The sequence below is a fragment of the Pseudoalteromonas sp. Scap06 genome, from assembly GCF_013394165.1.
GTDB lineage: Bacteria > Pseudomonadota > Gammaproteobacteria > Enterobacterales > Alteromonadaceae > Pseudoalteromonas.
Map to the genome: position 1 here is coordinate 738,627 of NZ_CP041330.1, position 24,492 is coordinate 763,118.

The window sequence follows — 24,492 nt, forward strand, 5'->3', positions numbered from 1 at the left end:
GGTGAATGTTATGATTATTAAACGCACTTTTTCAATCACTGCGCTGATGCTAGCAGCAATAACCAGCAGCGGTTGTTCGCAACCCTCTAACAGTGCTAGTGATGCGACAAGCCCAAAAGAAATTTGGCCAACAATCGAAACGGGCATTAAAAGCGACGCTCAAATGGAGCAAAAAATCGCTGATATGCTAAAGAGTATGACGCTAGAGCAAAAAATAGCGCAAATGATCCAACCTGAAATCCGTAATATCACGGTTGAAGATATGCGTAAGTATGGTTTTGGTTCTTACTTAAATGGCGGTGGTTCGTTTCCAAACAATAATAAACATGCAACCCCTGAAGATTGGGTTGATTTAGCAGAAAAGATGTACCAAGCATCTATTGATGATTCTTTAGATGGCAGTACCATTCCTACAATGTGGGGCACTGATGCGGTGCATGGACACAACAATGTTATTGGCGCGACTTTATTTCCGCATAATATTGGTTTAGGTGCTGCAAACAACCCTGCACTTATTGAAAAAATAGCCGCTGCCACTGCGCGAGAAGTAATGGTTACCGGTATAGATTGGGTATTTGCACCTACTGTTGCGGTGGTTCGTGATGACCGCTGGGGCCGTACTTACGAAGGATACTCTGAGGACCCTGAAATAGTAAAAGCGTATTCCGCTTCTATTGTTAAAGGATTACAAGGTGCTGTCGATGGCGATTTTTTATCAGACACGCGAGTAGTGAGTACCGTTAAGCACTTTTTAGGTGATGGTGGTACTGTCAATGGCGACGATCAAGGTAATAATATCGCCTCTGAAGAAGAGTTATTTGCGCTTCATGCACAAGGTTATGTAGGTGGTTTGAGTGCAGGTGCGCAAACGGTTATGGCTTCGTTTAACAGCTGGCATGGTGATAAAATACACGGTAACAAATACTTATTAACCGATGTACTAAAAGAAAAAATGGGTTTTGATGGCTTTGTTGTTGGCGATTGGAATGGACATGGACAAGTTAAAGGCTGTTCAAATAGTAACTGTGCTCAAGCTGCTAATGCCGGCTTAGACGTGTACATGGCGCCTGATGAGTGGAAACTACTATTTAGCAACTTGGTTAACCAAGCTAATAGCGGTGAAATCCCACTAAGCAGAATTAACGATGCGGTAACGCGTATCCTACGCGTTAAAATGCGTGCAGGGTTATTTGATAAACCAAGCCCCGCGAAGCGTCCTCTTTCTGGAAAAACTGAAATTATTGGTAGTAGCGATCACCGTGCAGTGGCTAAACAAGCTGTACGCGAATCTCTAGTATTACTTAAAAATAAGCAGCAGTTACTGCCATTATCGCCTAAGACCAACGTATTAGTCGCAGGCATAGGGGCTGATAACATCGGCATGCAGTCGGGTGGTTGGAGCGTTACGTGGCAAGGAACAGGCAATACCAACATTGACTTCCCTGGCGGCAGCTCTATTTACGCAGGTATTAAAGATACTGTAGAGCAAGCTGGTGGCAGTGCAGCGCTGAGTGTTGAAGGGGAATATAAAGCACGCCCAGATGTAGCCATTGTGGTGTTTGGTGAGCAACCATATGCAGAGGGTAATGGTGATGTTGATAACGTTGAATATCAGCGCGGTAATAAAAGCGACTTAGCGTTACTGCGAAAGTTTAAAGATGCGGGGATCCCTGTTGTATCATTATTTATTAGCGGTCGCCCAATGTGGGTTAATGCTGAGCTAAATGTCAGTGATGCGTTTGTTGCTATTTGGCTTCCAGGCAGTGAAGGTGATGCAATTAGTGATGTATTGTTTAAAAATGCAGACGGTTCAATTAACCACGACTTTAAAGGAAAGTTATCGTTTTCATGGCCTGATAACCCAGTCGATAATGAAAACCGCAACGATGAGGGTTACAGCCCATTACTCCCTTATGGTTTTGGCTTAACCTACGGTGATAGCAACGTACTTAAAGATGACTTGGTAGAGCAAACTCAACAGACTGAACAATTGGACGACTTAGTGTTGTTTGAACGTGCTATAAAAGCACCATGGTCGTTGGTATTAAAAAGTGGCGAGCAACAAAAAACGGTGGCGAGCAGCCGCGAGTCATTAGGTGCTGTGAGCATCCAAACATTTGACAAAGAAGTGCAAGAAGATGCACGCGCCATTCGTTTTAATGGTCAAGCGTTGGCTGAGGTTAATTTAGCCGCGGCATTCCCATCTGACTTACGTTCATACGTTGAAAACAATGGCCAACTGCAAATGCAAATTAAAGTAGATAAAGGGGCAACAAGCCCGCTGTGGATTGCTATGGGTTGTGGTGAGAGTTGTCAGGGTAAGTTTGATATTACTGATAACCTTGAGCAATCAGGTCAATGGCAAACATTAAACATCAACTTAAGTTGTTTTGCAGAGCAGGGTGTTGATTTAGCACAAGTGTTCTCCCCTTGGCAGTTAAGCACGCAAGGTGATTGGCATGTATCTATTGCTAAGCTGGCTATTACAGCAAATGCTGCCGAGCAAAGTAGTGTTACTTGTAAGTAGTCAATAACCTATTAACAAACATCAATAAGCAGGTACTAAATGTACCTGCTTATTGCTTTAAAACCGCGTATACAAAAACCTACCAAATTAGTCCCTTCTTACTTTTATTCCATTCTATGTGATTGATTATATTAAGCTCAATAGTTATCATAAAAACATAATAAAACTGCATTCGCTTTTGCATTAATAATTTGAGAGTATGCCAAAATATTAAAAGCGTTATGTAATTAACAGGTGAGAGAATGAATCAAATAAAGCTGGCTTCGCAGAGCATACAGCCTTCAAAAATAGTCTGTGTGGGGCGCAATTACAGTGCGCATATTGCTGAATTAAACAACGAACACCCTGAGCAAATGGTAATTTTTAATAAGCCTAATAGCGCGATCACTAATACCTTACTCTCTTCCCATAACGGTGATACGTTGCATTATGAAACTGAATTATGCTTTGTGATAAAAAATAAGCAGCTTGCAGGCGTAGGGATTGGACTTGATTTGACTAAGCGAGCTTTGCAAAGCAGTTTAAAAGAAAAGGGCTTGCCGTGGGAACGTGCTAAAGCATTCGATGGCTCAGCATTATTTAGTGATTTTATTGAGTTAACGCCAGAAATGACATCGTTTATATTTGAATTACATATTGATGGTAAAGTCATTCAGCACGGAGAAACCCAGCTAATGTTGCACCAACCTGCGCAAATTCTGGCAGAGGTAAATGAGTTTATGGGTTTAGAAGAGGGCGACATTATTATGACCGGCACGCCTGCTGGCGTAGGGATGGTAAGCGCCGGGCGAGAGTTTAAAGTTGCTCTTTATTCTGACTCTGGTCAGCAGTGTTTATTGGAGCATCATTGGTCTGTGAGTCAAAGTTAAGCACATATTGATTATAGGCTTTATTAAAGTCACTAAAGTGTTCATTTAACCAGTATTGTTGATTATTTTTGTATTGCTCTGAGGTTAAAATATTGTTTTTTAGTACGTGATTAATCTTTTTAATTGCCATAGATGCAAAATTATTTGGGGCATTAGTCGCACAACCAACGGCTATTGGAACTAATTTATTTTTATTTTGGGCAATCGGTAGGTTTACAATATTTGATTGATTGCCTTTGCTAAAGTGGCTAGTGATAAATGGGTAATCAAGCGAGTAATCTAAAGAGCCGTGTTTTAAGCGCTCCATTACAACACCACTTTCATTATCACTACTCCAGCTCATAGAAACATTAGAGTGAGTTAATGAATTTTCAATAATATTGTTTATCTGCACAGAAAAACGACGCGCATCAGCTTGACCGTAAGTGAAGTTTTTATCAGCAAGTAAACTCACTAAGTTGATAGGATTACCATGCTTAGAGGTTAATTGAGGTGCTTTTGCCGCGGTAGTTATGATGTTATGTGGGGGATAAACCGCTGTAGGTAATGAATATAAAAACTGTTTATTTGCACTGCGTTTGTAAATAGCGCATGGAAAACAAACGTTCCTACCCTCATCTATATATTTATTAATCCGCTTTTGCGGTAAAACTAAGCGGGTATGTTTCACCCCTTTTATGCTATGCATTAGCTGTTGTGTTAAATCATCGCATAAGCCAAGCTGTTTTGTTTCTTTGCTTAAATGAAACGGGGGGGGTCTTACTTTGTAACCATAAAATTTCTTCTATTGGCTTTGCTGTTTTACTATGACTGCAAGTAGCAAAAGTTACCAAAATGCCAAGACATAAAAAACGAAGTGATTGCATTACAAATAGATCCGCCTAGAAAATTTGTTGCGTATTATACTGGTAGCGGCTAAAAAATAAACATAAAGAACAGCAAAGAATCAATATTATCGAATTGTACTTTTTCCTTGCTGTTCTTTTAACCTGTCAGGCTGCAGATCTTGTTCGGTGATTAAATCGCCCCTAGTATGGCATTGGGTTATTTCTAAATATGCTATCAATTGCTGATAACGCATCATCATTGAGAGTTAGCTCAAACGCATCAATGTCTTCTTTTAGCTGCGTCATAGTAGTGGCACCAATAATAGATGAGGTAACGCCATCCACTTGATTACACCACGCTAGCGCCAATTGTGCTGGTGTAATGTTGTGTTCATGTGCAAGTTCAACATACTCTTTGGTCGCCTTTTGTGATTGTGGCGTATCACGAAAAATACCGTTACGCTGCATAAATGTCCAGCGAGAGCCTTCAGGGCGCGCTCCATTGAGGTACTTACCCGTTAATAGCCCAGCAGCCAGAGGTGACCAAGGTAGATAAGCAATATCTTCATGCACACATTGCTCTATTAAATAAGGCCAATCTTTCGCATGCGCTAAACTAAACTCATTTTGAATAGACACCATTTTTGGTAAGTTGTGCTCTTTGGCTAAATTTAAAAATTGGCTAATTCCCCACGGGGTGTCGTCAGAAAGTCCACAGTGTTTAATTTTACCCGCTTTAACACACACATCTAAGCCCTCTAAAATATCAAGCATGTCAGCGGTGTGTTGTTTTGCATCGACATCAGTAAATTTAAGCATGCCAGGCCATTGCCTTGCAAAATGAGGAGTGCGGCGATTTGGCCAATGTAATTGGTATAAGTCAATATAGTCGGTTTGTAGGCGTTTTAGAGACTGATCAACTGCATCAATAACAGCTTGGCGAGTAATATCACCACCATCACGGATCCATGAAAGCCCATTACCGGCAATTTTAGTTGCAATAACAATGTCTTTTCGTTTCTGTGAATTACGTGCAACCCAATTCCCTATAATTTCCTCAGTTTTACCATAAGTATCGGGGGAGGGAGGAACTGCATACATTTCTGCCGTATCAATAAAGTTAACACCACGGTCAAGAGCATAGGCTATCTGTTGGTCGGCATCATGCTGGTTGTTTTGTACTCCCCAAGTCATACTACCTAAACAGACCCTAGAAATACTAATATCACTACTGCCTAATTGACTATATTGCATTACTAATCCTAATTATTTGTTTTCTGAGTTTGCTTTTAAAGCCGATAACAAAGGTTCTGTGATCGTGGCTTTTTGCCCTGTTTTAAAGTCAAACATCACCACTTTTGACATGCCAGTGGTGGTTATCGCATTTTGCGCATGGCTAAATACACTGTAATTCATTACAAAGCGGTCAGGTTTAATATCACTGATAGTAATACCTACGCTTAATGTGTCAGGAAACGTTACAGGGCGTTTGTAGCGAATATTATTTTCACTGATCACAGGGCCAGTGGCTTTAGCATTGATAGTATCAAATAAATTTAATTTATTTAAAAAATCGATTCTGGCTATTTCAAAATAACGAAGATAAACACAGTTATTAACATGCTGTAGGGCATCCATATCGCCCCACGCTACAGTAATGTCGGTATGAATAGGGTGTTGTTGTTTAAACGTTTCCATGTATTTATAGCTCTTGGTTTTAAAGTATTTAGATTAGCAACATGGTCGGATGAGCTCAAGGGAATTATAGTTGGCAAAAATTCTAGGGCTAAAATTGTACCTCCTTGAATTCATGACTATAGTAACTATTAACACACAAGGAGATAACGATGCAGAATATAATTAATTGGTTATTGGCATGCACTGTTTTTATAGCTTCGTTCACTTGTTACGCTATGGGTAATGAGGCAGGAGCGATTATTTTGATTTTACTAGGCTTTTCTTTAGAAGTACTATTTTGGATGTATTGCTTTAATAAGCCCAAGAAAAATAGTCGCTCTTTTTAAATAACAGCAAGCTTGCTAATTAGTAGAGATTCCACAATAATAACTGTATAGATAAACAGTTGTTATTGTGTGATGAAAAAGTTTATTCATATAGACATGGACTGCTTTTAAACTTGAGGGTGTTATCTGTGGGGTTTATTTGTAAGTGAACCTGTTTCTGCTAACTTTAGATAAAGAGTTATCTAAGTAAGTTAATTGATGCGCAGATACAGTGATAAAAAAATAAATAAACACTACATTTATCTAGATAGTGACAGGGTCCCTATACTCCTTCCTTGCCTATTTGCTCGCTATACAGAAGTTGTAGGTAAAAAAATAGACTTGATAAAGAGGAAAAATAGGAACTCAGATCTAATCGAAAATGTGTTTGAAGAAGTGTTTATTGGTGCAGATGCAAGTTATAAAATTTGTAATCATCTTGGGCGGTTTTTAGAGTGGGTTGATAAGTTCGAGGGTGAAGGAAATATTACTCTTAGTATACATACAGCTTTGCCCCAAGAATTAATAAATGACTATATTAATGAGTATCTTATAACAGAATGTCGGAGTAGCGAAGCTGTTGCAAATCAGGCCGTAAACTCTCTAAAAGCTTATTACAATTGGCTACAGTATTTTTTGGACAATAAATATAAAAATATTGGCATCAAATCTTCCCATATCTCCATCGCGAGAAGTAACTCTAAACCTAGTTTAAGTGTGAAGTATTTGTTACCTCAAACAAGGGAGCTGATTTATCAAAGTGCTAACTCTTTACTTGAAGAAATCATTTTGAGAAATGGAGGTGAGTTAGGGTGTCGTTCTAAAGAGAATCAAGGGTTTCTTCTTAAAGACTTTAATGAAAGCACTCAGAAACACAAGGGATTGCTATCTCTTTTCAAGGAGCTGAAGAAGCAGCCGCACAAAGAAGAGTTCAAATATTACCTCTCATCACTCTATACAAAATATAGCCGCTCTAGGTTCCTGTATATACCTAGATACTTATTAGAAAAAATGGAACAGTATTTTCGTTTAGAACGACCTCTTACAGATTCAAACCATTTATTCGTTTCAAATTCTACTAATCTGACTAGTGGAAGATGTATTTCAACAAAGTTTGGTACCGATACTTTTGCTAAGACTCGCAATAAAGTGATTAATGAAATACAAAATAATCCAGACATTTATAGATCTTATCAAGATATTGAGTTCACGAATGTTTATCATCATCTTCGGCACTCCTTTGGAACTGATATATTTTATAACTTGTGTGAGGGAGCTAATAAACATTATGAATCAATTACTACAACATCGGCTATTTATTTAACCACTGCAAACAGGCTAGGGCATAAAGTTGATGGCCAATTTTCTAATTCAGTAACAAAATCATATATTCATAGCTGCGGTCTAAAAGAGCAGCTTTTAAAGGAGTGTAGCTTTGGATGATATGAAAAAAGTACCGAGTCATAACTCTAGCTATTATGAATCAATAGTAAGAAGGAATTTTAACTCAAATGAACCTGCAAGCTTCAGATATCCGCTCTCAGCTACTTCGATTGTTGTGCCTGCGTTAAAAGCTTATCCAGAGAGAGTTATTACTTTTAATGTAAAAGGTGAGACATATAAGCGATTAATTTTTAAGGCGATTATCGCTTCTTATAATTATTCATTTTTAGATGAATTTGCCCCACCTTCAGCAAAGTATCGCTTCACTAGTTCAGCTCACCTTTTTGTAGAGTGGTTAAACAATACAAACATAAAAAACCCCTATACTGTTTTAAAGGAGTACGAGTCTTATCGTTTTGATACCTTAAATAATCATGGAGGCGAAAGCGCTCTTCGAAAGCTAAGAACAGTTTTATTTTATGCTTTAGAAAGGTCAAGTGAACTGAGCTCATCTATCGAGCCTGAGCAATTACAATATCTTTTCGAAATTTATAAAACCAAAGTAAGTCCAAATTTTAATAAGAAGCAAATTTCGCTAGCTGGTTATTTTGGTGAATTAGACTGGCTTAGAAATGATGATATTGGAATTGGCAATCAACTATATCAGGTCCTTGCATCGCCAAAAATAACCATTCGTTCACTAAGAGCTACAGCGTCATCAATAATAATAGAACTCTATGAATGTAAGCTGGCTCTAAAAAGGTTTTTAGAAGTATCTGATTTCTCTTTGTTCGATTTTAATATGCTAGGCCCAAATAAGAATGTTAAATACTATAAAAAATCTTTTACGGGGCGGGCGATATTTTGCTTACTGTATAAATATCATTGTCTGAAAAAAAAAGAACCTAAACTCCGAAATGCCTTAGTACTTGTGTTATTAGCTAATACAAGTAATAAAAAGAGTTTTATAAAAGTCTTATCTGCTCTAGAAAGTGAAATAGAACTAAATCGAATTTTTATTTCAACTAAAGGGCCAAATAAAGGTCAGTTAAGTAAAACCTTTCTTTCTGAGAGCTTCTCTGTGGCTGGATCAAATAGTCCATTATTTGGGCTTAATGAATTAAAGCTACTTTGTTCTGGTACCCAGAAATTACCAATATCAGAAATTGAAAATTTATTGTTTTCATGGTTAATGGCAAGCTTGGCGGTCCAACCATCAGATATAGGTAAGTTAAGTAAAAACTCTTTCCGTTACCTTAAAATTGGAGGCCGAGTAACCCACATTGAGTGTGAGTACTTTAAGGGAAGAGCAAATTCTATACATACAACACATTCCATATCTACAAAATTGGTAACAGGGAAGGCTATATATAGCTTTATAAATCAATGCGATGCTGGGAGTCTTGTTAAGCTGAGTTCAAACATACCAGGAGTATTTGACGGCTTTTACTCTTTATCCGGTGTTTTGTTCGAGCTTTTAAGTCTTGATTTCATTAGAGATGTAATACAGAAAACACATTTACATAGTGGAAAAATTCCTCCTGTTATTTCTGAAGTATTAATAAAGTTAATTAAAAATGGTGTTCACTCAAAAAGTAATCATCTAGTTATAACTAAAAAACCTATATCAGAACGAGAGGTGTTAGCTAGAGAGTCTGGTACGTTATGCCATAGCGCTCTTTTTGGGCTTCAAGCTATAAAAAACTCAGCTGTTCATGCTTTTAGTGATCCATATACATTATATTATTTGACTAATAGAAATTCTCACACCAACAGAACCGAAAAAATGCATTATTTAAATGCAGATAATGAAGAATGGATAAATGATTCTGGTCGAATTACACGTAATGTGATGATTGATTTAATAAATAATGTTTTTAATTTAGCTGAAGAACTTGATGAAAATGAAGTATCTAGATTCAATGATGAGTTTTATGAAGTTACTGAACACATATCTCGAAAAAGTCATGAAATGATTATGAGATTAAAGGTAGTGACAAATCAGCAAAAAGGAAGAATTAATGAAGTTGGTGTTTTATCCCCTGACAATAAACAAGAAACTGAAAGGTTTGATCATATTTATGTAGTTGATAGCCCCTTAACTGTTTTTAGAATGAAAAATTACCTATATGAATTTGAATCGAATTATAAAAAATTACTGAGTGTAAACCCCAGCTATTTGTATAAGACAGTAGTACCTACTGTGGAGTGGATCAGCTATGTTTTAAGTATTTTGACAAAGCATTCAGTACTCGAGGGAAGTAATATGTTTAAAAAAATGAGGTTAAATAATGTTTCAATCAGTGTGTTTCACTCAATATAGGGGGGGATAATGCAGCCAAGTTTTAGTACATTGGAGTTAAAAAGCTTTTGGGAAACCCAAAATGAAAAGCTAATAGCTCACCCCGATTTTTTGAAATCTGAAGGAGACCTTTTTGATTCAATTCTTGTTTTCAGGAATGCCAAAGGCATAAGGCGATTGGATTTTTCAATACTTCATAAAGACCATACAAAGCTTGAGGAATCAGCTAAATTAACCTTAAAAGGTCAGTTCTACTCACTTACATCTGAAGAGTATGCAAAATTATTCTTTTTACATGGCTTATCTACTAATTCATCCCAAGGAGCTTTTGCAATATATCAAATGGTGATACACCTTTTTACTTTCTTAAACTTCAATGGATGTAAGAGTTTATCAGCCAGCAATATAGAAGATTTCCATACAAGCTTCTTGACCCAATCAGTGGGTGATAAAGGTTTTTTTAATCGCTTATCAGCGCCTTCCTATAAAGGGACATATAATAATGCGAATATTATAAATATAAGAAAGAAACTGCAGTTAACAGGAATAACAGGACTGTTAAGTCATGATCTAACCCCTAAAGCATTTAGAGACTCTCTAGATGATGCTTGTAAATCACTTCTAAGTATTAGTTTTAACCAATACAAGCTGGGAGGAAGTTACAACTTTATGGGCTTGGAAATGGGGCAATATTATATTGACTATATGAGGCAAGTTTATGAAGAAGATTATTTTTATACATTAATTTGCCATGAAGTCATAGACACAATTGCAACCAAGTTCAAATTTAAAAATGCAGGGCATGGAACTCGAAGTTACTGGAATCGAGTGGTACTAGAGACAATTCAAGGTACATTTATACCTAATGTTCATGAAAAAGAAAGCCTTTGGCGCACTAGAGAGAAGGTGCATATAGCAACAGCAGAAGAACTCTTTAAACAATATAACTTACATATAGAAAGAGTTTTATCTTTAAGTGACAGTTGCATCAGTGCGTTGGTAAAGTCACTAGGGCTTGAAATACGATTTGATGCTGTAGAAATAATTCGCATTTTAATGCTTCAAAAGCTTTATCCTTTCCAATCCCATAAATCCCCTGCTCAAGTATGGGAGGGGTATCTTCAATCATTAGATAAGACATTTATAGATAGCAAGCGCTTATCAAATTTATTGGTTGAAGATGTTTATCAAAAGATGGCTGAAATAGTCATTGCTCGTAAGCTCAATATAAGTGCATTTAAAAAGTCATTAAGGTCTTGGGCCAGAGAGTTAATGGGTGGATCTCTTGGGAAAAATATAACTGATCTAACTGTCGAAATGGACCGCGTAACTCATGCAATGACTACATTAGTTGTTTCATGGCTAGGTTACAGAGCAAGTGAATTTGGCTTCCCTTTAACAGCAATACATGTTGAACCTAATAACGATATACTGGATAACTCTCATGTTCCCTTTAGGTTTAAGTTAAGATGGGTTGTCCCTAAAACTCATGACAAGTTAAAAGTCGAAAGAGAAATTACATCTCAATGTTATCAGATAGCAGCTCAGCTTAACCATTTATTTAAACCATCTGCCAGTGAACCCTGCTTGTATAGGTTTACAGGCGGAAACCAAAGTTTGAATACTCCAAATGAATCAGAACATATTATTGAGCATAGAGTCAAAGCGAATTGGGATGACTTTGTTCAAAGATACAAGCCATTCAAAGAGGTTACGCTCTTAGAAAAGTTATTAAGCAAACAATACCTGTCGAAAAAACAGTCAAAAGAATTAGAAGTGTTAATAAGTAAATATGATATTACAGGCTCAAAGGCGCAGAAATTATTAGAAACATATCGAGAAGTTAATAGAGATCTAACAAAGCTACAATGTAGTTCATTTGCCGGAAATAAACCCCAGAAAAGATTTAAAGAGTCGTTAATTGAGTTTAATAAAACTGGAAAAATATCAAACTTTGAACACAGTTTGGTAGTTGAAAAGTACCTTTCTGAAGAAACTAAAGAGTGGTTAAGAGCAGATCGTATTACTTTAGACCAAAAGGCAATGATGGATATCTCAAATGAATTAAAGCAAGATGTTAGATACCCAACAGCACATTCCTTTCGTCATATTTGGGCTGAAGCGGTTTTAACTCGTTATCAAGGGGACGTAGCTGCTGTTATTAGACATCAGTTCTGTCACTTAGATGAATCCTTTTTTATGGCTTACCTTCGTAACAAAGAACCTCAATTGTTGATGAAATCAGCTCGAATTAAAGTGCTTAATTCTATTGTAGATACATTATTAATTGATTCGGAAAAGAACGGTAAAAGCTATTTAGGTGGCTTTTCAAGGTATGTAAGTAAAGCCAAAAGCTTAACAAAGGCAGTCTCACCTAGCGAGATTCTAGAGCTTAGGGAGCGTATAGCTGGGCGGATTATTTCTATTCAGCCATCACATTTCTCGACATGTATTCCCAGAGAGGGAGCTGAGAGTCGAGCAAAGTGTGCAGAATTTGGAGATATGGCACCTCATAATGCAAAACCTGAATTTTGCTTAAACTGTTCAAATGCGGTCATTACAAGTGAAAATTTAAGAGGAATTTGGTTAACGATACAGCCTTTTGTTAAAGAAGCTTTAGATGAAAATATTCCGGGGTTTATGATAGAGCATCATATCCCCTTATTACGTTCTGGTTATAAAAGAATAAAACAACTCGAGAATTCCAATAACCAAAACAACGTATTGAAAATTTTAAATATGATAGAAAAGGCAATCTCTAATATTGAACAAAATGTTTATAAAATGGAGGTTTAGATGTCGAATGAATTAGATGAGCTGATGACTGATGAATTTCTTTCCGGCTTAGATAGCCCAAGTAATAATAATGAAGGATTGTTAGATAAGCCATCGTGGGTAAAAGGTGGTACTGTACATACAACATTTAAAGCTTGGAGAGCGATTTTAGATCTCCAAGCGATAAAAGAAAAAAGTATCAAAAATTATGGAAAAGTAGCTGACAGAAAAACACCGAAGTCGTTATATCAAATAAAAAAATCGGATGTAGCTGAGATAGTTGCCATAAAGTCACAAAGCTTATTTCGTACTTCGAGTTTTAGTGATGATATTAGAGATTTTTTTGATGATGTTAATTCGGAATTGCTAGAACTTTTTGAAATAGAACAAAACAAGCAAAGATTACGAAGAAAAAGAACGGGTGTCCGAAGTAAGTGTAAACCTGATTTAGTTGATGATGTTCAGGTTTTAAGAGAAAAGGTTGAAGAGCTAGAACGTCAAACTGTTAAGGACACGTTAGACCTTATGCTACAAAGAATGCCATTAGATTTAAGAAGAAAAATGGGGATGTAGTATATTAAGCCGCCGAACGATGAAAAGTGTATTATATTTGTCTTTAGTTATAGTATTAGAGTGTATCTATGGAAAAAGTAGAGCTGTATAAACAAAGCTTATCGAGATTTATTTTTAGTGAACTTATTGTATTTCTTTCTCAAGTAGCCATTTTCTTCGTGGTTGCTGTCCTCACCTCTGACTTTCTAGGCAGTGAAGAAAAATTATTAGCCTTTTCAAAGCAGAAAATTAATGATGGTTCTTTTGGAGAGCTAGGGTTAACTTTTTTAGCTATTATTTTCGTAACAGGTATTTTTACTACTATCGGTAAGGTTTTTGATAATAAACAAGTTGGAGAGTTTATTGATGAAATTTTATATGAAATGCCAAAAACAATTTATGTATTTGGTTCAGCTGCTACAGGGGTTATGTTAGCAGCATCTTTATATATTCAGATGAACCCTGATGCTAATTCGGAAACTGGAGCTATAAGTTTTGCTGTATTAACATTCCTTTTCGCCATGATGATTTTTCTTTACGGATGTGCATTTAGTTATGCATTAAAGCGAAAGACTCATATAAAAAGAAAAGATCAATCTCAATAGCGTTACACACTAATTGGCACCTGATAAAGCTAAATATTTACAAAATTAGAAATAATACTTTAGTAATTCCAGATAGGATATGGCATTATTTCACTGTTTTTATATACAGTGTGTTGTCTTGAGCTACTATGAGAAGAATTATTCATGTTGATATGTTATCTGATGTTTAATTTCTTGACGTTAGTGAGCGAGCGGAAAGAGCTGTAGTTACGCTGTTTGCTTTGGCATTTAACTGAATCACACCCTTGTCAATCCTGACAAGTTTAGTGTCATGCAAAAATTCAATTATTATAGAGTGCAGAATAGCGATAAATCGTACCCACATTATAAAATCTTGACAAACTTTTAATGTAAAATGGACTAGATACTAGAGTAAATATAATGGGTTTACTTAAAAGAAATTTTAAATAACATGCAGAAGTTGATCCATATAGACATGGATGCATTCTTTGTATCTGTTGAAATTAGAGATAGGCCAGAGTTGGCAAATCTTCCTGTTGCTGTGGGGGGAAACTCTAAAAGGCGAGGTGTACTTTCGACTTGTAATTATATAGCAAGAGAATTTGGTGTTCGTTCAGCAATGCCAACGAGTGTGGCACTGATAAAGTGTCCAAATTTGGTGCTTGTACCATCTCGAATGGATGTATATAAAGAGGTGAGTACTCATATTCGGGAAATATTTTCACGTTATACCAATATTATTGAACCTCTTTCATTAGATGAAGCTTATCTTGATGTCACAGATTGCAAATTATTTAAAGGTTCAGCCACTTTAATAGCCCAAGATATTAGAGAAACAATCTACAGAGAAACGGGCCTAACCGCTTCTGCTGGAATTTCTTCTCTGAAGTTTCTTGCTAAAGTTGCTTCAGACTATAATAAACCAAATGGTCAATTTGTTATTACACCTTCAGAAGTTTGTAGCTTTATTGCCGAATTACCTTTAAATAAGATTTCAGGTGTAGGTAAGGTTACTTTTGAAAAACTAAAGTCATTAGGGTTGGAATATGGTCGAGACATTCAAGCTGTCGATCAGGCAATTATTAATAATAACTTTGGTAAATTCGGACTGGTGCTTTATCAACGGTGCCAAGGTATAGATAATAGAAATGTTGAAACAACACGAGTTAGAAAGTCGGTAGGTGTTGAGAGAACATTTCCTGAAGATATTGATGATTTAGATACTCTTCGTAGTATCTTAACCGATAAGCTGATACCTGAATTAAAAAAACGGTCTGAAAAGTATTTACATGAGCGAAAAATAAGTAAATTAGGAGTGAAAGTTAAATTCAATGATTTTCACCAAACGACTAAAGACTTTGCCTATTCTAACTTTGATGAAGGGATATTTTTAGATTTGCTGACAGAAGCAGTGAATCGTGGTGATGGTAAAAAGGTTAGACTTTTAGGGGTTCATATTGGTCTTAATAACATCGAAGTTAAAAATCAGCAATTTGAACTATCATGGTAGAAAATGGAAACCTTGCCTTATTATTTAAAAAGCGTTACAGAAATAATCATAAATAAAAAGCCTGTTAGTTATTGGCGTAAATGAAGTTTTATAAATATAAATTACTTTCCGTTTTGAAAAATATATAGGTAGTTTTATATATAGTATAGTTTTCAAATTATAAATTGAATACCTTTAGAAAAACAATCAAATTAGAAGTGGTTTTTAATGAAAGATATGACAAAGTCGCTTGGTGATAAAAAGTCTTAACTTGGCCAGTCAAGTTCGTCCAGTAGAACTCACAGCACTTAGCTGTTATTCGGCTTAGAGCGAGAACCAGTCAGTCAAAAATTGTGTTGTATGAAGAGGAAATTTGACCGCTATGTAATTCATTGTAAGCAATAAAATGATCTCAGTTATTAGGTGTGTAACGTTTATAATTGCACCTCAATAGTCTATTTGCTATTTTACGCGCTAATAAAAGGAATTTTTAAGGATTTAAGGATGATTCAACTACAGCGCTACCCAATGCCAGATCGACCAAGTAACCCCAGCCCTTTAGAAATGGCTATTTATAATTATGAATTACTAGCCAAAAAACACTACGATGATAAGCGCCGTAAATCTGCTGCATCTAAGGAAAAGCTACAAAGAGATTACGATCACTTACAAAAAGAACGCAAGCGTTTAGAGCACTTGCTTATCGCGCAGCAAAGCTTAGAGTCTTACCGCGCAGAAAGTGAAGGTAGTTCTGTTAAGGAGCTAGCAGAAGAAGAACATCATCCTACGGAAAAGCTTGCTAAGTTTTTACGAGCGGCAGGCGAGCCAAAACCAACTTCATATCATGAAGCACATCATATTGTGTGCGGTAAGGGACGTTATAGACAGCGCCTTACATATGCTGCGCGTTTAAGAATGCATTCGTTTGGTATTGGTATTAATGATCCAACGAATGGGGTATGGCTAAGAAACTTTGAAAAAAATAAGTCAGATGATTGGGCTACGCCTGACACTGTTTCTCACAGAAGGCTGCATCGCCATAATTATGAAGTGTGGGTGTCTACTAGTTTAAGAACCAGAGTAAATAAGCTCGATTTCATAAATGCATTACGTGGCGTGAAAATAAAAATTAAAAATCATATGATGCCAGCCAGCGTTATGATGCCTAAAAATGCTAATTGGGATGGTAAATCATGAAGTTGTTCTCGTTAAAGCCTGTTACTAATTCTTACGACATGGTTGAGTGGGACATACTTTCATTCGCTGAAAAAATACAACCAATGTTGTCATCTAATCAAGATGCTTGCATGTTTCTACTTGATATCCATATGAATAATGACTCTTTATTAGAGTATTGGCCTGAAGGTTATGAGTTGTCTTTTTTACCTGGTTATCTAAAAGATAACTACGATATAAGTATCATGGATGGGTTTATAGCTCTTCGGATGAATGCTTATGAAGCTTTAAAAGATTTATTAGCGCCTTTAGGTGAGTTTATTGAAACAAAAGCTGATGGTGAACCTATTGTAATCTTTAACTTGCGTACATTTGGACAAGAAGATGAAGCAAAATGTGAACGCGAATATTTAGACGGTTATCCTTTAGATTATATCAAGATTGCTTTCATAAATGATGATGTAAAAAATAAGCCTGTTTTTAAGAGTAAACTTACAGGTGGTTCTCGTTTGTATTGTACAGATAAGTTTAAATCTGCTGTAGAAGATAATGGATTAACGGGTGTTTATATTGACGAAGATCTCGATAATATTTTTTCTAATTAAGTTAATTTAGATAAAGAAAACATTATTTAGGTAGTGTTATATAAAACGAAAATCAAAACTACCTTTTAAAAAACAACTACTATATTTTAATGACTGAAATAAATCGGATGCTATATGCCAATAAACTTTAACTGCTTTTTTGGTGGTTGTTTTACCAATTTTTCTTACATAAAAAATTAATAATAAATTTGTATTAGTCCACATTTCAGTTGCAGTTTGAAAAGAGTTTTTTGATTTTATCTGGCAGTTCTTAATGAACGAAAACCGGACGGTAGGACAAACTGACTTTTGGACAGAAACGTTTTAGTCCATCCCGTTGATTCGCTTGTTAGGAGTTAATTATTCCGGAAAAGACATCCCACAATATAACTAAATCATTCCCGAACCATATGCCAAATAAAAACTTAAAGTAATAAATAAAAATTAATGGGAATAAAATTACACTACTAATACCCATCGTGAATAGTGAATACTTTTTCTTTTTACAACTCCATGAGGATTCAAATTTAATCCACCTCATCGTTTCAGCCCAAAAATCTAACAAAATAGCATGTGGCATTGGGTAAGTTTTTGGATGATGATACCAACCCAAGCCATATACGCACCAAGCAAAAGCATTTAATATAAAAATTAAACCTGTCCCATAAATAATAACCCACACAGGACTCTGGAATATAAGTTCTAGAAGATTTCCATTCTTAAAAATTGGATGTTCTCGAGGGTGGCTCAAAATATAATAACTCCTAACGCCGCGCTCTGCGGCAAACTTGGAACGCACCGAAAATTTGACCAACAGCAGCGCCTTGTTATGTGAAATTAAAGCTCAGGCTAAATCATTCATTAATGCCAAACACATTACTCTTTCCCAGTGGTTCGGGAAACTAGCAGAGTCAATTGCTGGTTGTAAAATGGTTCTTTTCGCAACTCCCAGATCTAAAGGAATTCGAGTCAACTCTTGAATTTGTGCTAGGTATGTAATAAGCCTTGGGCCTGCCTCTTTTGAGAATCTCAAGCCCAATTCAAAGTCAATAAAGTGTTTTTCTACTCGATTCTTTTGGATATCATTCCAATGCTCCGGAGGTCTGACGAAATATTCAATCACTCCTGGTTCGGCATTTATTCCAGCAATGTATCGCGCAAACACCCATTGTTCATTGAAGTAACGATCATTATCTAGATATGGTTGAAGAATCTGTTCTTCTTCATTACCAGCGAAAGCTTCTCCTTTTCCATCCATGTTGCAGTCTCTGCACGAAGGCACTAAGTTTACCGGCAGTACAGAAAATTGAGGATAGTGTGCTTTAGGAAGGTAATGATCCAAATTTCTTGGTCGTCCAATACCACCACAAAAAGGGCACTGTTCATTAGCAGCCGCCAGCAAGGAATTATAAATTCTACGCCCAGGCTTACCAGATTTAACAAAGTACGTGCTATATAGCTTAAGAAGTTCAGACTTTTTTAGCGAGCCTATGACAATCGGATCACAGTTACGGTGATTAGGTGTCGACTGTAATGTATACAGCTCACCTTGAGATGCTGATGCAACATAACTATCAGCGCTGACTTGAAATAGTTCAATCTCGCTGCCCAGTTTTTGCAGCAAGTTGGCGTTACCGGTAATCCCCTCTCGGCAACTGGCCATAGTTTGTACATAAGAATAAGCTGGTTGATTAAGCTTTAACATTAATCTATGCCTCTATCTCGATGCGTAACCAGCGCCATCAAGAGAGAGCGGGCCTCTAAACCAAGCTGATGATTATATTCATTCACTATCTCTTGGTAAGAACTTCCACTTTCAACCGACTTTACAAGCAAATCGTGAAACCCCGACTTGACCACCTCAAGACCAAACACCTCCCTTGTTAATACACCAACATTTTCACCGAATGTCTCGATATTGAGTCTACGAGGTTCAGTAGCTAAGCCAACTCGATTGATTTTCCATGCACTAGACTTAGGAACCTCTTGCAGTACTACAGGAGAGTGCGTGGCTATAATAGCTACACCGTTCCTATCATGAAGTAACTCAGACAAAGCGCGAACAAAAGCGGATAGTAACGGTGGATGAAGATGGCTTTCAGGTTCATCAATAAGGACTAAAGTTTTTTCTTCAACAGTTGCGACTAAGCGGGTGATCGTTAAAAGTACTACAGCATGTCCCGAACTCATTCGCTCAATGGTCTTTAGGGCTTTGGATGCTAACTCCTGACCGGAAAACTGAGAAAGATCTTTCAGGCCCATTCTCTCAAAGTTTTCATCTGACTCCAAAGTCTCTATTGCTCTTAACCATCTATCTCGCTTAGGCGTTTGACTAAAGCATGACTTTAAAGCTTGCAAAAATTCTTGGCGAATATCATTGAGACTTTTGAGAGTGTCGCCTTCCTTCTTTAACCCTACATAGAAATAACAAGTGCCTTGCGAGGGATCTGGTTGCTCTATTGGAGGTTCAAAGGGGTCAAAAGCACTAAATGAAACGGAAACCAAACTACTGAAATAATCGTTGCTGATGGGGTTTTCTTGCCAACCTCCAACATCATAAAACTTCGAGGTAGAATGGCCCTTGCTTGTAATAGCTTCAATCATCCCATTAAGAAGTGTTGTCTTTCCTACGCCATTTCGACCGATGACTGCATGAATGTTAGTACTTGGTTTAGAATCAATCTTCACCTTAAACTTCAATTCAAAACCAGACATCTTATCAGACTCGGGTCTGGAAAATTTGAATTCAAAATTTGTTAGTGGGGGCTGGCCAGCCAACACCCTAGGAAACTGTCCTTTGATAACTGATAAGCTGACATCTCTTAACAAGGCGGTCCGAAAAACCTCTTCCTCTTGAGCTACTTCAATCAGCCTTGGAGATAAAACGATGTCTTTTAGTGCCGATAGTAAATTAGTTCTTAACGGTTCTACAAATGATGATATTTTACGATAATAGTCGACATCTTGCCCAACAGAGAAATAACCATCAGATAACTGCTGGAAGGAATTTCCTAATAAGGTGTGAGTTGATTGTTCAGTAGTTTGGCCTTTAAAACCAATTTTTACATTACCGAGATCATGAAGAACACCTTTCTCGTCATATAGTTCCAAATAAAACATGGTTACGAACGAGAAATCGTTCCAATGATCAATCGTTAGGTAAGCAGTATTCAAACCTGACTGAGGAGTTTTCATACCTCTTGCAAGAACAATAAAATTCATTTCTCAGTACTACTTATCATCGGTGAATATCACATAACATTTTAGTATTTATGCGACACGCAGTTTGTGTTGCATAATCGCTTGTTGGACTGAGCCGCTACCAGCTCGGTGTATAGAGTTGGTGTTGTTTATGCTATGGGAATTTGTTTTTATGGCCTAAGTGATATCAAACCAATTTCATTGGCGTGTCTATCGTATCTAAGCAATCCCTGTGCTACTCAGCGTTTATTATGTGCCTATTAAACCTAATGTTTAACCGTTAAGCAATGATCTTTTTCTCACGCACAGTCGCTACTAGCCCGAGCAGTTAAGCAGGTTAACTCATTGATTTGATGCAGCAGGCAAGGCTGCTAACTCGTTCGCGCTATTTTATTTGTCGTCATATCCAAATTCATCACACCAATAAATCGTAAGATACCCGCCTTCCATGACTGGCAAGGCCAATGCGGTATTAATGGTTCTTGCTCTACCTTCGGCTTCACCGCTTTGAATGGGGTTATTGATGCTTGAGCCTTTATTAACCCTAACTTTCGCTTGCGACACGCATTAGCTAAAAAGCCATAGTGGCGAATGCGCATAAACCCTTTAGGCAATGTATCTACACCCGTGATTTACAGCAAGATGTAAATATTGCTGTAAGCCTGTTAAGTAATATCTTCTAACTCGTTTTGGGGCAAAAGTGAGTTAGAGCGGAACGTCCGAAAACGACATTATTGAGAAGTAAGCGACCGAATTTAAAAGTACACAAGTCTCAAACGAGCAATTGCCGCCATTAAAGGTGATCAATGTCTACATATATCTCATCCTGATTTATTCGTTCAGTTACGATATTAGATAGTTCGTAATCTTCAACTAAGGTAACAAGAGCATCCAACTCATTACCTTCACGAGTGCAAGGTTCAGACTTCCACAAGTCTTCAATACGCTTCAATGCTTCTTCTAAATCTGTTTTTGATTTTATAGATATGATGGTCATTGAGTTCTGCTCCTTACTCCACAATTTATTTTTTAATTATGGCAGATATGCCATAGTTAAAGTTGTTTAAGGAAGTTATTCATTAGGTTAACAAGCTGCTGACCTAATCTGAAGGCGCAATAGCTTGTTGCAACTGAGAGTCTTCTTTCGCACAATAACAGCCCATATCCCTATAAAATCCGGTAGACCGCAATTGGCACAAACGCGACTATCAGAGTGAGTTGGAGCATTAATAAGTTCAAATCAACGTTTTGATCTCTAAAGCGATAGCTTCTTGTTGAATTAAGAAAAGGATAAAATTTGGCTTCATGCTTTACAGTCTGCATTATAATGCGCATCACTCCTCAAACACTTTTCTTTTATGCGTTATAGGCATACTTAAGCCTGTTTACGGTATTTTTAATAAATTCACGGCCAGCTATAGTATCTATAAATGTTAAAGGTTTTTTAGAGTCGAATTGAAGTGAAGGGGTATTTAACCAGATATTAAAACGTTCTATATTTTCAAAGTAATTAAGGCAAAAATAGCAGGTTTTTGCAACTTCAAATATATTTTCACTTAAAGTGGTATTTAAAAGCTTTAATTCTTTTTTATAGCGTACATATGAGCTATTGCTAGTTCTAATAGCTGAAGAAAATATTCGTATACTCCAGCCTAACTCTATCCTTAAACGTTCAGCATTTTTGATATCTACACCTTGATGTATAAAGTTAATTTGTTCTAGATAACTAGATTTTTCACTGATCTTTCTATTGCTTAAAATCTCTATAAGGTCTATTTGTTTGTGAATTTCAGAGAAGCTATACATAGCAACACCTTAAATTAAATTATGTTTCCTCGTGTAACTGAAATCGATGTTACCTGTAGAGGTCTACTTGAGATAAATTCTAGCGTATTTACCGCAATTCACTTAACCCCAAAGCAATAGCCTCTTGCTGAAAGCGGCCTGATATATTAATAATTCGCTCATAGGCACCGGTTAAAAAATGTTTCTCTGTTGCTTCAGGTCCATTGTTCATAGCTGGCTGCTCAAAAAAGTCAGCAAAGTTATCAAAATCGAACTGGGTTTTGGAAGGTTTTTTACTTTGTTTATTAAAAGTAATATCGCTTGAATTTTCATCTACAGTGTTTTCTCCAGCAGCAGTTTCAATCTTTTCAAACTTAACTACATCAGCTTCAAATGGAACATCTTGATTAACCCTATACGCATACTCTAAAAGCTTAGGTTCGGCGGGCATGTACATAATAGCTTCTTGGTTTTTAGAGTTTGTTACCCTCAGTATACGGCCCAATATTTGCCGAAAATGCATTTCTGTTTTTATATTTGTAAGGTGACAGCAAACCTGCAAACGAGGGATATTTGTACCTTCGCTAATCATACCAACAGAAATAATCCACTTAGTTTGTGCATACCTAAACTGCTGAATAATACCCGTAGGTTCACTCTCTCGGTAGGTTACAACAACGCTATCCTCGTCAAAGTAAGTTCGCATTAACATAGAGATTTGATGGGCATGCTCAACAGACGATGCAACAATCAACCCTGCTGCATCGGGGTTTTTCAATCTGATTGAGGTCAGCTTCTTTTGAGCTGAAGAGATTATATATTTTATTACCGCTTCATTTTCAATAACTTCTTGATAAGAAACGCCAGAGTCGTTTAATAACGCTTTAAAGCAGTTAAATGTTTTGGTTTCAGCGTCATCTACAACTGTAATGCGGCTATTATCAACAGCTACTATTTGTGGAACCCGACAAACATTATCTCCAATAGCCTCAGAAAGCCCATAAACGTAGTCACACGCTATTTTATTGTTAGGTTGCTGATATGATGAAAGAACAATAGGAGCAGCGTCAGAGCGCCAGGGAGTGCCTGTTAAGGCTAATGTGTACTGTGCTTTATTTTGAATGTTAAGTATTATCTGCTCACCCCATGCATTTGCATTGTCAATATTAGAGCCAGCACAATGATGAATTTCATCAAATATTACAAAAACACGATATCGTTCAAATAGCTGCCAAAAGTGCACATCTAAATACTGTAAGCTTTGATAGGTTAAAGCTCTACCTTTAGCGCCAATAAGCCCATCAAATCGTTCATTCGTTTTTAGCTGTAAGCTTTCCTTAAAGTCTTGGGAAACAATAGACGACGGGGAAAAACAAATGATTAAATCGACCATATTGCTTTTTAATAACTGGTTAGCTAATTCTGAAGCCATCAAAGTTTTACCCGCCCCAGGAGTTGCCAAGGCTAAAAAGTGGCTATTGACGTTCTGATATTGTGTAAGCGCAAAATTAATACATTCGGCTTGCCATAGTCTTAGTTTCATATTTTTTCTAATGCTTCGCTCTGCTTCAGTAAGCCTTCAATCGCTCTAATCTTGCCAAGTATTCTGGTATTGTTGTCTCTTGCTTTGTTGTATTGTGGCTGTAGTTCATCTACCAGTTCGGGTGACTCCAAATAGAGCTCTTTATACGCCTCTGATTCCCCCATATTCAATAATAACTCGGCTTTGTAATGGTTTAACTTACTAAGTAACAGCGCATGTTTATCATTTTCTTTTTCTGTGATTGAAATAGGTATTGAACTAGCTAAGTGAGTAATTACCTCAACATCAAAGCTCTCTGTTTTATTGAATCGCGTAAATCCTTTTTTATTTGATACCACCTTTTTCAGCCAGCCTTTTTTAACAAGCTTGAGCAGTTCTGCGTATATACTTCGCCTAACTGCGGTAGGTATCAACGAAGCATCACTTTTTAATGTTAAGTACGCCGAGCGTACATCACTTGTTGTAAAGTTATCAAAATTTGGTGCAACAATAATTTGAGCTACGAGAGGGTCAAATTTCAAAGTAAATCCTAATGAACTTCTTATAATAATGGGTATTATAGGGCGTGGTAGTTAAGCGCTCAACATGAAAATCTAATCATTTTGCCTTGAGGAAAATCAGGTGAGTGATTTAGTTAAAAATTTTGGTGAAAAACTACGAGAAAAACGTAAAGAAGCCGGCTATTCGCAAGAAGGTTTTGCCGCCTATGTAGGTATAGAACGCGGTAATTACGGAAAAATGGAAAGAGGTAATGTTAACATTAAGCTCGAAACTCTCTACAAGTTAGTGAATGCATTAAATTGCGAGTTTGAAGAGATACTACCGGCAAGACAAAAATATAAAATTGATCTAGGTTAGCTAAAAAACTTTCGGGTATTAATTTTTTATCAATTATTTAAATATTTAGGGT

At 36.7% G+C, this 24,492-nt stretch carries 21 protein-coding genes and 1 pseudogene; 12 read left to right on the top strand and 10 right to left on the bottom strand.

The features are described from left to right. Positions 1-10 precede the first annotated feature (10 nt). Both FLM47_RS03400 and FLM47_RS03405 read left to right on the top strand, forming a co-directional pair. Complete coding sequence (locus FLM47_RS03400; RefSeq protein WP_178955174.1) at positions 11-2,527, top strand: exo 1,3/1,4-beta-D-glucan glucohydrolase; 2,517 nt, start codon at positions 11-13, stop codon at positions 2,525-2,527. Between the two features lie 242 nt (positions 2,528-2,769). Further along, complete coding sequence (locus FLM47_RS03405; protein ID WP_178955175.1) at positions 2,770-3,396, top strand: fumarylacetoacetate hydrolase family protein; 627 nt, start codon at positions 2,770-2,772, stop codon at positions 3,394-3,396. Here FLM47_RS03405 and FLM47_RS03410 read toward each other — a convergent pair. The 3 genes from FLM47_RS03410 to FLM47_RS03420 all read right to left on the bottom strand — a co-directional run bounded on the left by FLM47_RS03410 (position 3,323) and on the right by FLM47_RS03420 (position 5,921). Beyond that, positions 3,323-4,066: an ABC transporter substrate-binding protein gene (locus tag FLM47_RS03410; RefSeq protein ID WP_256729640.1), complete on the bottom strand. Its 744-nt coding sequence runs from the start codon at positions 4,064-4,066 to the stop codon at positions 3,323-3,325. The genes FLM47_RS03405 and FLM47_RS03410 overlap by 74 nt on opposite strands. A gap of 358 nt (positions 4,067-4,424) precedes the next feature. Continuing rightward, positions 4,425-5,477 carry an aldo/keto reductase gene (locus FLM47_RS03415; protein ID WP_178955177.1) on the bottom strand — a complete coding sequence of 351 codons (1,053 nt, stop codon included), beginning with the start codon at positions 5,475-5,477 and terminating at the stop codon, positions 4,425-4,427. A 12-nt stretch (positions 5,478-5,489) separates the two neighbouring features. Then, positions 5,490-5,921 carry a thioesterase family protein gene (locus FLM47_RS03420; protein WP_178955179.1) on the bottom strand — a complete coding sequence of 144 codons (432 nt, stop codon included), beginning with the start codon at positions 5,919-5,921 and terminating at the stop codon, positions 5,490-5,492. 149 nt (positions 5,922-6,070) lie between these two features. Here FLM47_RS03420 and FLM47_RS03425 point away from each other — a divergent pair, with 149 nt between their 5' ends. From FLM47_RS03425 to FLM47_RS03465, 9 genes are all read left to right on the top strand, one after another. Next, on the top strand, positions 6,071-6,247 hold the full coding sequence (locus FLM47_RS03425; protein ID WP_178955181.1) for a hypothetical protein: 177 nt from the start codon (positions 6,071-6,073) through the stop codon (positions 6,245-6,247). A 198-nt stretch (positions 6,248-6,445) separates the two neighbouring features. After that, positions 6,446-7,669, top strand: coding sequence for a site-specific integrase (locus FLM47_RS03430; protein WP_178955183.1), 1,224 nt, complete (start codon positions 6,446-6,448; stop codon positions 7,667-7,669). Then, positions 7,662-9,932 carry a hypothetical protein gene (locus tag FLM47_RS03435; RefSeq protein ID WP_178955185.1) on the top strand — a complete coding sequence of 757 codons (2,271 nt, stop codon included), beginning with the start codon at positions 7,662-7,664 and terminating at the stop codon, positions 9,930-9,932. Before FLM47_RS03430 ends, FLM47_RS03435 begins: the two co-directional genes overlap by 8 nt. Positions 9,933-9,941: 9 nt before the next feature. Then, positions 9,942-12,707 (top strand): hypothetical protein, encoded by a 2,766-nt coding sequence (locus tag FLM47_RS03440; protein ID WP_178955186.1) that lies wholly within the window; start codon positions 9,942-9,944, stop codon positions 12,705-12,707. Next, entirely contained in the window at positions 12,708-13,259 is a 552-nt protein-coding gene (locus tag FLM47_RS03445; protein ID WP_178955188.1) for a hypothetical protein, read from the top strand. A 68-nt stretch (positions 13,260-13,327) separates the two neighbouring features. Continuing rightward, on the top strand, positions 13,328-13,843 hold the full coding sequence (locus FLM47_RS03450) for a hypothetical protein (protein WP_178955190.1): 516 nt from the start codon (positions 13,328-13,330) through the stop codon (positions 13,841-13,843). 412 nt (positions 13,844-14,255) lie between these two features. Next, the gene (gene dinB / locus FLM47_RS03455; RefSeq protein ID WP_178955204.1) at positions 14,256-15,314 is read left to right on the top strand and encodes a DNA polymerase IV; all 1,059 of its coding nucleotides are present in this window, start codon (positions 14,256-14,258) and stop codon (positions 15,312-15,314) included. 483 nt (positions 15,315-15,797) lie between these two features. Further along, complete coding sequence (locus FLM47_RS03460; protein ID WP_178955206.1) at positions 15,798-16,490, top strand: AHH domain-containing protein; 693 nt, start codon at positions 15,798-15,800, stop codon at positions 16,488-16,490. Beyond that, entirely contained in the window at positions 16,487-17,074 is a 588-nt protein-coding gene (locus tag FLM47_RS03465; RefSeq protein ID WP_178955208.1) for a hypothetical protein, read from the top strand. Before FLM47_RS03460 ends, FLM47_RS03465 begins: the two co-directional genes overlap by 4 nt. A gap of 823 nt (positions 17,075-17,897) precedes the next feature. Here FLM47_RS03465 and FLM47_RS03470 read toward each other — a convergent pair. The 7 genes and pseudogenes from FLM47_RS03470 to FLM47_RS03500 form a co-directional block, all read right to left on the bottom strand. Further along, complete coding sequence (locus FLM47_RS03470) at positions 17,898-18,758, bottom strand: HNH endonuclease (RefSeq protein ID WP_178955210.1); 861 nt, start codon at positions 18,756-18,758, stop codon at positions 17,898-17,900. Further along, positions 18,758-20,275 carry an AAA family ATPase gene (locus FLM47_RS03475; protein WP_178955212.1) on the bottom strand — a complete coding sequence of 506 codons (1,518 nt, stop codon included), beginning with the start codon at positions 20,273-20,275 and terminating at the stop codon, positions 18,758-18,760. The genes FLM47_RS03470 and FLM47_RS03475 overlap by 1 nt, the downstream gene beginning before the upstream one ends. A gap of 350 nt (positions 20,276-20,625) precedes the next feature. Further along, positions 20,626-20,868: pseudogene (locus FLM47_RS03480) on the bottom strand (IS91 family transposase); the annotation flags it as partial. A gap of 179 nt (positions 20,869-21,047) precedes the next feature. After that, positions 21,048-21,251 (bottom strand): hypothetical protein, encoded by a 204-nt coding sequence (locus FLM47_RS03485; RefSeq protein WP_178955214.1) that lies wholly within the window; start codon positions 21,249-21,251, stop codon positions 21,048-21,050. 359 nt (positions 21,252-21,610) lie between these two features. Continuing rightward, positions 21,611-22,060, bottom strand: a complete 450-nt coding sequence (locus FLM47_RS03490; RefSeq protein ID WP_178955216.1) for an MbcA/ParS/Xre antitoxin family protein — start codon at positions 22,058-22,060, stop codon at positions 21,611-21,613. 88 nt (positions 22,061-22,148) lie between these two features. Next, a complete protein-coding gene (locus FLM47_RS03495) occupies positions 22,149-23,582 on the bottom strand; it encodes a DEAD/DEAH box helicase (protein WP_178955218.1) in 1,434 nt (477 codons plus the stop codon). Continuing rightward, positions 23,579-24,103 (bottom strand): hypothetical protein, encoded by a 525-nt coding sequence (locus FLM47_RS03500; protein WP_178955220.1) that lies wholly within the window; start codon positions 24,101-24,103, stop codon positions 23,579-23,581. The genes FLM47_RS03495 and FLM47_RS03500 overlap by 4 nt, the downstream gene beginning before the upstream one ends. A 100-nt stretch (positions 24,104-24,203) precedes the next feature. Between FLM47_RS03500 and FLM47_RS03505 the strand changes: the two genes are divergently transcribed. Further along, complete coding sequence (locus FLM47_RS03505) at positions 24,204-24,440, top strand: helix-turn-helix domain-containing protein (RefSeq protein WP_064665408.1); 237 nt, start codon at positions 24,204-24,206, stop codon at positions 24,438-24,440. Positions 24,441-24,492: the final 52 nt, after the last annotated feature.

Bases quoted from the DNA above. Each gene is read 5' to 3' on its own strand.
- FLM47_RS03400 (WP_178955174.1), top strand. From the start codon at position 11: ATGATTATTAAACGCACTTTTTCAATCACTGCGCTGATGCTAGCAGCA.
- FLM47_RS03405 (WP_178955175.1), top strand. From the start codon at position 2,770: ATGAATCAAATAAAGCTGGCTTCGCAGAGCATACAGCCTTCAAAAATA.
- FLM47_RS03415 (WP_178955177.1), bottom strand. From the start codon at position 5,477: ATGCAATATAGTCAATTAGGCAGTAGTGATATTAGTATTTCTAGGGTC.
- FLM47_RS03420 (WP_178955179.1), bottom strand. From the start codon at position 5,921: ATGGAAACGTTTAAACAACAACACCCTATTCATACCGACATTACTGTA.
- FLM47_RS03425 (WP_178955181.1), top strand. From the start codon at position 6,071: ATGCAGAATATAATTAATTGGTTATTGGCATGCACTGTTTTTATAGCT.
- FLM47_RS03430 (WP_178955183.1), top strand. From the start codon at position 6,446: ATGCGCAGATACAGTGATAAAAAAATAAATAAACACTACATTTATCTA.
- FLM47_RS03440 (WP_178955186.1), top strand. From the start codon at position 9,942: ATGCAGCCAAGTTTTAGTACATTGGAGTTAAAAAGCTTTTGGGAAACC.
- FLM47_RS03445 (WP_178955188.1), top strand. From the start codon at position 12,708: ATGTCGAATGAATTAGATGAGCTGATGACTGATGAATTTCTTTCCGGC.
- FLM47_RS03450 (WP_178955190.1), top strand. From the start codon at position 13,328: ATGGAAAAAGTAGAGCTGTATAAACAAAGCTTATCGAGATTTATTTTT.
- dinB (WP_178955204.1), top strand. From the start codon at position 14,256: ATGCAGAAGTTGATCCATATAGACATGGATGCATTCTTTGTATCTGTT.
- FLM47_RS03460 (WP_178955206.1), top strand. From the start codon at position 15,798: ATGATTCAACTACAGCGCTACCCAATGCCAGATCGACCAAGTAACCCC.
- FLM47_RS03465 (WP_178955208.1), top strand. From the start codon at position 16,487: ATGAAGTTGTTCTCGTTAAAGCCTGTTACTAATTCTTACGACATGGTT.
- FLM47_RS03470 (WP_178955210.1), bottom strand. From the start codon at position 18,758: ATGTTAAAGCTTAATCAACCAGCTTATTCTTATGTACAAACTATGGCC.
- FLM47_RS03475 (WP_178955212.1), bottom strand. From the start codon at position 20,275: ATGAATTTTATTGTTCTTGCAAGAGGTATGAAAACTCCTCAGTCAGGT.
- FLM47_RS03485 (WP_178955214.1), bottom strand. From the start codon at position 21,251: ATGACCATCATATCTATAAAATCAAAAACAGATTTAGAAGAAGCATTG.
- FLM47_RS03490 (WP_178955216.1), bottom strand. From the start codon at position 22,060: ATGTATAGCTTCTCTGAAATTCACAAACAAATAGACCTTATAGAGATT.
- FLM47_RS03495 (WP_178955218.1), bottom strand. From the start codon at position 23,582: ATGAAACTAAGACTATGGCAAGCCGAATGTATTAATTTTGCGCTTACA.